Origin of the sequence: Kitasatospora putterlickiae, assembly GCF_039527695.1 — a bacterium.
In the GTDB taxonomy this organism is placed as follows: domain Bacteria; phylum Actinomycetota; class Actinomycetes; order Streptomycetales; family Streptomycetaceae; genus Kitasatospora; species Kitasatospora putterlickiae.
Genome location: NZ_BAAAKJ010000056.1, coordinates 29186 through 38242 on the forward strand (window position 1 = coordinate 29186; position 9057 = coordinate 38242).

The 9057-nt window shown below is 74.5% G+C and carries 7 protein-coding genes; 5 read left to right on the forward strand and 2 right to left on the reverse strand.

Annotated features, from left to right (window positions below; all coding sequences use genetic code 11):
• Window positions 1-969 precede the first annotated feature (969 nt).
• A complete protein-coding gene (locus tag ABD308_RS06620; RefSeq protein ID WP_344328830.1) occupies window positions 970-2406 on the reverse strand; it encodes a GH1 family beta-glucosidase in 1437 nt (478 codons plus the stop codon).
• A gap of 339 nt (window positions 2407-2745) precedes the next feature.
• Between ABD308_RS06620 and ABD308_RS06625 the strand changes: the two genes are divergently transcribed.
• Entirely contained in the window at window positions 2746-4656 is a 1911-nt protein-coding gene (locus ABD308_RS06625; RefSeq protein ID WP_344328843.1) for an FAD-dependent oxidoreductase, read from the forward strand.
• A gap of 80 nt (window positions 4657-4736) precedes the next feature.
• On the opposite strand, the gene ABD308_RS06630 is transcribed toward ABD308_RS06625, so the two are convergent.
• Window positions 4737-5549, reverse strand: coding sequence for a class I SAM-dependent methyltransferase (locus ABD308_RS06630; protein ID WP_344328833.1), 813 nt, complete (start codon window positions 5547-5549; stop codon window positions 4737-4739).
• A 312-nt stretch (window positions 5550-5861) separates the two neighbouring features.
• Between ABD308_RS06630 and ABD308_RS06635 the strand changes: the two genes are divergently transcribed.
• The 4 genes from ABD308_RS06635 to ABD308_RS06650 form a co-directional block, all read left to right on the forward strand.
• Entirely contained in the window at window positions 5862-6374 is a 513-nt protein-coding gene (locus ABD308_RS06635; protein ID WP_344328845.1) for a DinB family protein, read from the forward strand.
• A 30-nt stretch (window positions 6375-6404) separates the two neighbouring features.
• Complete coding sequence (locus tag ABD308_RS06640; RefSeq protein ID WP_344328835.1) at window positions 6405-6545, forward strand: hypothetical protein; 141 nt, start codon at window positions 6405-6407, stop codon at window positions 6543-6545.
• 37 nt (window positions 6546-6582) lie between these two features.
• Window positions 6583-8151 carry a hypothetical protein gene (locus ABD308_RS06645; protein ID WP_344328837.1) on the forward strand — a complete coding sequence of 523 codons (1569 nt, stop codon included), beginning with the start codon at window positions 6583-6585 and terminating at the stop codon, window positions 8149-8151.
• 142 nt (window positions 8152-8293) lie between these two features.
• The coding region (locus ABD308_RS06650; RefSeq protein WP_344328840.1) for an AfsR/SARP family transcriptional regulator at window positions 8294-9057 on the forward strand (764 nt) is incomplete at its 3' end.

The window sequence follows — 9057 nt, forward strand, 5'->3', positions numbered from 1 at the left end:
GCGGCCGCCGCGAGCAGGACGGCGGAGGAGCCGCTCCGGTGCGCGGCGGCGACCGTGTCGACCGCGCGCAGCAGCGCGGGCGAGTCGAGCACGGCGTTCGGGAACCGCCCTGGGGAGCCGGCGCCGTTCGGCGGGAAGAGCCGGGCCGGGGCGGCGCGCAGCTTGCGCACGGTGTACGCGCGGGCGTTGGCGTCGCGCTTCAGGCCGCGCTCCGAGGTCTGGAACGCGGCCTCCTCCAGCGGCTGCCGGGGTGAGCGGGCGGCCCGGATGTCGTCCGGGGAGGCGCCCAGGGCGAGTTCGCTGAGGTCGCGGACCAGCAGGCCCATGCCGGTGCCGTCCACCGCCGTGTGGGAGAGCACCAGCGAGATGTGCCGTACCAGGCCGTCGGCGACCACCAGGCCGGTCCGGATCGGCCACTCGGTGGTGCAGTCGAACGGCAGTCCGGCCAGTTCGTCGTGCAACGCGCCTCCGACGGCGGCGAGTTCGTCCCGCCCGGCGTCCGCCGCGCAGTCACGGACGTGCACCGTCAGCCGGCCGGCCGGGTCGACGCTCTGGCGCAGGCCGGTGCCGTCCGGTTCGGGCAGCAGCCGGGTGTGCAGGGAGTCGTGCAGGTGGAGCAGGTGCCCGAGGGCGGTCAGGATCGCGGGCAGCGGCATTCCCGGGTCGAGCGGGGCCGCGGTGGTGATGTTGAAGCGGGGGCGGTCGGCCGGGGCGGAGCGGTTGACGTTGTCCCAGATGGCCCGTTGGCCCCAGGTGGCGGGCCCGCTGCCGGAACGGCCGTCGGCGAAGGGGAGGTCCAGTTGTCGACTCGTAGTCACCGTGGGGGTTCTCCGATGCGCTCGTACGTACTCGGTGGGATACGGGTGGTGCTGGTGGGCGCGGTGGGGGCCGTCCCGCAGAGTCTGCTGCACCGCGCCGACACCCGTCGAGACCCCGGCCGACGGGCGAGACGGCCGGGGAAGCGGACCGCTACCCGGCGCCCGGCGGGAGGAGGACGCCGCTCCGGGCGACCGCGGCGTACCAGCGGGCGCTGGACTTCGGGGTGCGGGCGAGGGTGCGGTGGTCGACGTGGACCAGGCCGAAGCGCTTGGCGTAGCCGTACGCCCACTCGAAGTTGTCCAGCAGCGACCAGAGGAAGTAGCCGCGCACATCGGCGCCGTCGGCGACGGCCCGGTGCAGCGCCGCGAGGTGCGCGTGCACGAAGGCGGTGCGGTCGGGGTCGTCGACGGAACCGTCCGCGCCGGGCTCGTCCGGGTAGGCCGCGCCGTTCTCGGTGACCACGAGCGGCAGCCCCGGGTGGCGCCGGGCCAGCCCGGTGAGCAGCTCGTACAGGCCGGACGGGTCGACGGCCCAGTCCATCGCGGTGCGCCCGCCGGGGGGCCGGTGGAAGCCGACCCGGTCGGCGCCCGGCCAGGGGGAGGCGCCGCCCGCGCCGTGGCCGTCCTCGCGGGCGGGTTCGGCGCCCTCGGGAGCGGTGGAGACCACGCTGGGGGTGTAGTAGTTGACGCCCAGCCAGTCCGGTCGCCGGTGGATCGCGGCCGGGTCCCCGGGGCGGACGAAGGACCAGTCGGTGAGGTGCGCGGTGTCGGCCAGCAGGTCCTCGGGGTAGCCGCCGTCCAGCATCGGGCCGAGGAACACCCGGTTGCCGACCGCGTCGATCCGGCGCACGGCGTCCCGGTCGGCGGCGGACGGCGTGAGCGGGCGCAGCGCGTGCAGGTTGAGCGACACCGACAGCCGGGCCCCGGCGGGCAGCACGGAGCGCAGCGCCGCGACCGCAAGGCCGTGGCCGAGGTTGAGGTGGTGGGCGGCGCGCAGGGCGGCCACCGGGTCCGTGCGGCCGGGGGCGTGCACGCCCGAGCCGTAGCCGAGGAAGGCGCTGCACCAGGGCTCGTTGAGGGTGGTCCACTCGGTGACCCGGTCGCCGAGCGCCGCGCCCGCGAGGGCCGCGTAGGCGGCGAAGTGCTCGGCGGTGCGGCGTTCGGGCCAGCCGCCGGCGTCCTCCAGCTCCTGGGGGAGGTCCCAGTGGTAGAGCGTGGCGACGGGGGTGATCCCGGCGGCGAGCAGCTCGTCGACGAGGCGGCGGTAGAAGTCCAGGCCGCGGTGGGCGGCGGGGCCGCGGCCGGTGGGCTGCACCCGTGGCCAGGAGATCGAGAACCGGTACGCGGTGAGGCCGAGTTCGGCCATCAGACGGACGTCCTCGCGGAACCGGTGGTAGTGGTCGGCCGCCACGTCGCCGGTGTCGCCGCGGTGGACCTTGCCGGGCGTCCGGCAGAAGGTGTCCCAGATCGAGGGGGTGCGGCCGTCCTCGGCGGCGGCGCCCTCGACCTGGTAGGCGGAGGTGGCGGCGCCCCAGAGGAAGCCGGGCGGGAAACGCAGCGGCGGGGTGGCGGGGGCGGGAACGGTCACGGGGTCCTCCAAGCGGGAGACTGGGCCGGGGGCGGCTCGTGAGGGCGCCGCCCACGAGGTGTCTGCCCAGCGGGGCGCGGACCATCGCGTGCGGGACTCGTCCGGACCGGGCGTCAATGTGCGGGGGGAGCTCGAATCCGATCGAGTGGTTGATGTTCCCGTCCGGGTGATGCCGGTTCCGTCGCGTCGTGTGGGCGCCAAGAGTGGTGCGTCATGACCACTAGAGATGTGAACGTTTCCGCCACCCGTCCCACGGCCAGGGCTACGGCCACGGCCGCGAGCGCGACCGTCGAGGGCGGGGTGACGACGGCCGGGCCCTCGCGGCGGTCCGTCGTCACGATGACCGGCGCCTCGGTGTTCGCCGCCGGGCTCACCGCCGCCTCCGCCGCGCCCGCGAGCGCGCTCAGCCCGGCCGTCGCCCCCGCCCTCGCCCCTTCGGTCGCCCCGGCCGCCGTGCCGCCGGGCACCGACGAGCAGGCGTACACCACGGTGGCCCGCGCGATCGCCGTCTACGACGAGGACGACCGCCCGCTCGTCCCCGGCTACCTGAAGATCGTCCGCGACGGCCTGCCGACCGGGCGGGCCCGGGCGACCAAGCGCGTCCTGGTCGTCGGCGCCGGGCCGGCCGGGCTGCTCGCCGCCGACCTGCTCAACCGGGCCGGCCACGACGTCGTCCTCATCGAGGCCAACGGCAACCGGGTCGGCGGCCGGATCAAGACCTTCCGCAGCGGCGGCCACGAGAACGGCCAGCAGCCGTTCGCCGACCCGAAGCAGTACGCCGAGGGCGGCGCGATGCGGCTGCCGGAGAGCCATCCGCTGGTGATGGCGCTGCTCGACAAGTACGACCTGCCGCGCCAGGAGTTCCTGCTGGTGGACGTGGAGGTGGAGAACCCGTCGAAGCGGGCCAACCGCACCTGGATCCACGTCAACGGCCTGCACGTGCGCCGGGCCGACTACGAGGCGGACCCGAGGGCGGTCAACGAGAGCTTCGGCGTCACCGGTCCCAACCGCGCCCGGACCGCCGCCGCCGTCTACACCGAGGCGCTGGAACCGGCGCTGGCGCTGGTCCGCGGCAAGGAGGGCGCGGCGCTGGTCGAGGGCTGGGCCACCGTCCTGCGGCGGTACGGCCACTGGTCGATGTACCGGTACCTCACCGAGGAGGCCGGGCTGGACACCAGGACCATCGACCTCATCGGCACCGTCCAGAACGTGACCTCGCGGCTGCACCTCTCCTTCGTGCACAGCTTCCTGTCCGCCGCGCTGATCGACCCGAAGACGAAGTTCTGGGAGATCAAGGGCGGCACCGCCCGGCTGGTCGACGCCCTCTACGCGGCCGTGAAGGGCAAGGTGCGGTTCGACCGGCGCGCGGTGCGCGTCGACCGGCACGGCGGCAGGGTCCGGGTGCACACCGTCTCCGAGGACTGCCAGAGCGGCAAGGGCGGGACCACCGAGGTCTTCGAGGGCGACGAGGCCATCATCACCGTCCCGTTCGCCGGGCTGCGGCACGTGGCCTTCGAACCGCCGCTCGGCTACGGCAAGCGGCGCGCGATCACCGAACTGCACTACGACGCCGCGACCAAGGTGCTGCTGGAGTTCTCCCGCCGCTGGTGGGAGTTCACCGAGGAGGAGTGGAAGGCCTCGCTGGACTCCATCGAGGCCGGGCTCTACGAGCGGTACCGGACGGGCCGGGTCGACGACGGCCGGTACCTCGGCGCGCACGCCTCGGTGCAGCGGCTCGGGGTGACCGTCCCGGAGGACCTCAGGACGTGCTTCGCGGACTTCCGGCCGCTCGGCGAGGACCCGGAGGCCAGCCATGTGCGCGGCGGCGGCTCGGTGAGCGACAACGCCAACCGGTTCGTCTACTTCGAGCACGCCCACCCGATGGAGGGCAGCGACGGCGGCGTGGTGCTCGCCTCGTACAGCTGGGCCGACGACGCGCTCAAGTGGGACGCGTACGCCGACGAGGAGCGCTACCTGCGGGCGCTCGCCGGGGTGCAGGCCGTCTTCGGCCGCCGCTGTGAGGTCTTCTTCACCACCAAGTGCAAGACCCAGTCGTGGATGCGCGACCACTACGCCTACGGGGAGGCGTCGGTGCTGCTCCCCGGGCAGCACACCGAACTGTTCCCGGACATCCCGGTCTCCGAGGAGCGCCTGCACTTCGCGGGGGACCACACCTCCACCAAGCCCGCCTGGGTCGAGGGCGCGCTCGAATCGGCCGTCCGGACGGCGCTGCTGGTCCACCAGGGCTGACCCGGCGGGCCGTTGGGCCGCTGGGCCGCTGGTCCGGGCGATCCCCGTGGCGCGCGGGGATCGCTCCGGGCGCCGCCCGGTCAGCGGCGGGTGGCGGTCACCAGGTGGTAGTCCAACAGGCCGTCGCGCCAGGTGTGGAGGAAGTTGCGGGTCCAGTGGCCGGGCGGGACGGTGCCCTCCAGGTAGCGGTCCAGCCCCGGCCACACGTCCGCGCCGATCGACTCGGTGCCGACGTCGGTGAACCCGGCGGCCGCGAGATCGGTGGTGAACCCGTCCAGCGGGTGGGCGACGTCCAGGCCGTTGGCGAAACTGCCGAGCAGGATCTTCAGCCGCTCGGCGACGTCCGGCCCGGGCGCGCTGAAGAAGCTGGTGACCACCAGCCGCCCGCCCGGCCGCAGCACCCGGGCCGCCTCGCGGGCGAACCCGGTCAGCTCGCGGAAGTGCTGCGCCGCCTCGACCGAGTACAGCCCGTCCAGCGAGGCGTCGGCGAACGGCAGGTCGTCCGCCGAGCCCAGCGAGTAGGCCAGCCGGTCCGGGAAGGTCGCCAGCGCCTTGGCGTTGACGGCGCGGGCGCGCTCGATCTGGTCCGGGTGGATGTCGACCCCGGTCACCGCCGCGAACCGGAACTCGCAGAGCGCGAGCGCCGCACCGAGCCCCCGCCCGCAGCCGACCTCGCCCAGCCGCAGCGACTCCCGGGGCCCGGGGAAGGCCCGCAGCACCCGGCGGTAGAGGTCCTCCTGGCTGCGGATCCGGTCCTCCGGGGTGGGCGCGGTGGTGCGGATGCCGCTCCAGTCCCCGAAGTTGATGAATCCGCCGCCGAAGCTGGCGGCCCGTGACAGATCGTCGGCGCCGTAGGTCTGGCGTACCGGTCCGGGGATGCGGTCCTGGCTCATGGCTCGCTCGGGCTCCTCGTGTGTAGTGGCGGCGGCCGATGGGGGCGGCGACGGACGGGAGTGCCGGTGCCCCAGGCCTCCCGCGGACGCGCGCCGCTGTACGTACCCAAACATGCCTAGGACGGAACTACCCGAAGGAAGTGGTTTCGCGCGACAACACGCAGGCCAATCGGGTTGTGAGTAGTACGGGATGATGAGCATGCCTACCGCTGTGACTTCGGCTCCGTCGCTCCCCGCACCCTACCGCCGACCGGGATGGCAGAGTGGGCGGCGGATCACCGGGACACGGGGGACGAGGAGAGCACTGTGGGGATGGGCACGGAGGACGGGCGGGTCGCGCCGCCGTTGACGGGCGGGGAACGGGAGACGCTGCGGGCGTACCTGGACTTCCATCGGGGGACGCTGGCGATGAAGTGCGCCGGGTTGACGGAGGAACAGCTGAGGCTGCGGTCGAGCCCGCCGTCGACACTGACGCTGCTCGGCCTGGTGCGCCACATGGCGGAGGTCGAGCGGACGTGGTTCCGGCGGGTGATCAACGGAGAGGACGTGCCGCTGCTCTGGTCCCCGGAGGGCGACTACCAGGCCGCGTACGACGCGGCCGGCGCCGACCGCGCCGAGGCCTTCGCGGCCTGGGAGACCGAGGTGGAACACGCCCGGCGGATCGAGCGGGAGGCGCACTCGCTGGACGTCACCGGGTACCAGCCGCGCTGGCGGTCGGAGGTCTCACTGCGGCTGGTGATGCTGCACCTGATCCACGAGTACGCCCGGCACAACGGGCACGCGGACCTGCTGCGGGAGGCGATCGACGGGGAGGTCGGAGCGTAGCCGGCGGAAAACGACTGGCGGGGCCCGGCCGTGTACATCGACGGCGAGCCCGCGATCTGGGCGGCCCTCGGGCGGGTTGCCGCCGGGTATCGGGCCGACGGGACCCCGCATCTCGTGCTGCGGGACGGGCAGGTTCTGGTGATCGACGGTCAGGACGGGTGGGTGCTCTGAGCGGTGGATGTCGGTGGCCGCTGCGATGATCGGCCGTGTGAGAGCCGAGAGCGCCGTGAGCTGGACCGCCGACCTGCCCACCACCGTCGGGCTGGTCCGCACCCTGCACGACCTCGACGACTGCTGGACCAGGGCGGACGTCGAGCGGCTGGTCGAGACCCGGCCCGACTGGAAGATCCGCCGGGCCTTCCCGGACCTCCTGGTCGTCGGCCTGCAGGCCGGCCTCCACCGGCCGCTCGGCGCCGAACTGTTCCTGGGCGCCACCGCGCCCAAGGCCGACGGTTACCGGCGGGCCTGGGTCCCGCTGCTGGACTTCCGGCCGCCCGCGCCCGAGCAGGAGCGGCGCGCCGCGCTGCGCACGCTCTCCGAGGCGTTGCGCGGGATCGGCTCGCCCATCGCCGTGCCGACCGCCGCCGACGGCTTCGGGCTGCGCTGGCAGTCCGCCCGGCGCACCATGCTGCTCCAGGCCAACGACCGCCGCGCCTGGATCGCGCTCCAGCCGCACGTCCTCCAGGTCGAGCACGCCAGCCCCGAACTGCCCGCCGTGGTGGCCGCGTTCGTCCCGGCCCTGCACGACGCGCCCGGCGGGCACTGCGCGGTCGAGACGGTCGAGCGGATCGCCGCCGAACTCCCCGGGACGCGGGTCGACTTCGGGGAGAGGTGGGCCGACATCCGCACCGCGGACCCGCTGTTCGGGCCGTCGTTCGCCAGCCGCAGGTCCCACCTGCGCCCCGCTCCGGAGGGCACCTACGACGTGCTCGACCTGCACCGCTTCGACGAGCTTCCGCTGACGCTGGAGCACCGGAGGGCGGTGTTCGGCGAGGTCTACCGGGCGGTCTGCGCCGTCCTCGGCGAACCGACCCTGTTCGGCGGCGGCCCCAACGGCCCGGACGTCCGCTGGCGCGAGGCCGGCGAGAACGGCCGGCTGCTGCGGCTGCTCTGCGAAGGACGCCGGATCCGGCTGGAGACGGAACCGGCCGCGGCGTACGAGGAGGACGAGCGCCTCGCCTTCGAGTACGGCGGCCCGTCCGGCGGCCCCGACGGCCCCAGCGACTTCCCCCTGCTGCGGTACAGCTGGCAGCTCCACCTCGCCCACCAGGCGCCCGGCGGCACCGCCGACCTCCTGCCGGGCGGGCGGCTCGCGCTGACGCTGCCGCACCTGCGGGAGGGGCTGGAGTGCCTGCTGACCGCGTGGATCGAGCAGCTGCCGGTGCAGCGGCCGGGCGAGAAGGTCACCTTCTCGATCGCCGCGCCGCAGCTCAGCGGCGGGCTCTCGGTCGCCTACAGCACCGAGAAGGGCGTCCTGCTGCGGGTCGGCCCGCGCCCTGGCGACCCGGCCGAGGTCGCGGCGGCGATGCGGGCGGACGGCTGGCATCCGTCGGGCAACCGGTTCAAGGCCGAGTTCAAGAAACCGACGCAGGCCACCGCGGGAGTGGTGGCGACGATGATCACCACCGAGCTGGCGGCGCGCGGGATCAGCGGCGACTCCGGCTTCGGCCTCGGCCCCGGCCGGGTCACCGCCCGCCGCCTCGCCCTCGGCCTCTCGCCCCGACTCGCCGGTCACGGCTTCTTCCGCGCCACCGGGCTGGGGCTGGAGACCTCCTGAGTGGTTCCGGCGAATCGTCATGGCGCGGGAGGGGTACCGCAGTTCGGGACAACGGGCGCTCACCAGGAAAGGTGTGGACCAATCCAGACATTCCCTATGCTCTCACCCTGATCGACTGATCGGAACGCGGTGGGGAGCGGCAGTGCGCATCAATCTGCTCGGACGGTTCGAGCTCCAGGACGACCACGGCAGAGCACTGCCGCAACCCGGCCCGAAACGGCGCGCGCTGCTCGCCGCCCTCGCCCTGGACCTCGGCCGGACCGTCCCGGCCGAGCGGCTGACCGGCCTGCTCTGGGGCGCCGCCCCGCCGGCCGACGCCCGCTCCGCGCTTCAGGGCCACGTCACCGGCGTGCGCCGCCTGCTGGACGCCGCCGCCGACCCCACACCCCTGGCCGGCTCCATACCCGAGGACCCGGACGGCCTCCACCTGGTCGGCCGGGGCACCGGCTACGCCCTGCTCGGCCACCCGGACGCCGTCGACGCCCACCGCTTCGAACGGCTCTGCGCCGCCGCCTACGGAGAGGCCGCCGCCGACTCCGTGGGCCTGCTGCACACCGCGCTCGCCCTCTGGCGCGGGCCCGCCCTCGACGGATGCGGATCCACCCGGCTCGCCGCCGAGGCCGGGCCGCGCCTGACCGCCGCCCGGTGGCGCGCCGTTGAACGGCTCGCGGTCGAGACGCTCACCCGGCGCGGTGAGTCCGAGGCCCGGATGCCGGAGGTGGTGGCCCAGTTGACGGCGCTGCTGGCCGCCGAGCCACGCCGGAGGACCGCCGCCGCCCTGCTCGTCCGGTACCTCGAACGGCCCGCGCCATCGACGGAAGCGGGCGGCGAACCGTCCTGCGGACCGGGCTCGTTCGCCGGCCGCGCCGGTGAACTGGCCCGCCTGGACGCCGCCATGGCCACCGC

Excerpts from the sequence above, each read along its gene's own strand:
- ABD308_RS06625 (WP_344328843.1), top strand. The coding sequence starts at position 2,746 with ATGACCGGCGCCTCGGTGTTCGCCGCCGGGCTCACCGCCGCCTCCGCC.
- ABD308_RS06630 (WP_344328833.1), bottom strand. The coding sequence starts at position 5,549 with ATGAGCCAGGACCGCATCCCCGGACCGGTACGCCAGACCTACGGCGCC.
- ABD308_RS06635 (WP_344328845.1), top strand. The coding sequence starts at position 5,862 with ATGGGCACGGAGGACGGGCGGGTCGCGCCGCCGTTGACGGGCGGGGAA.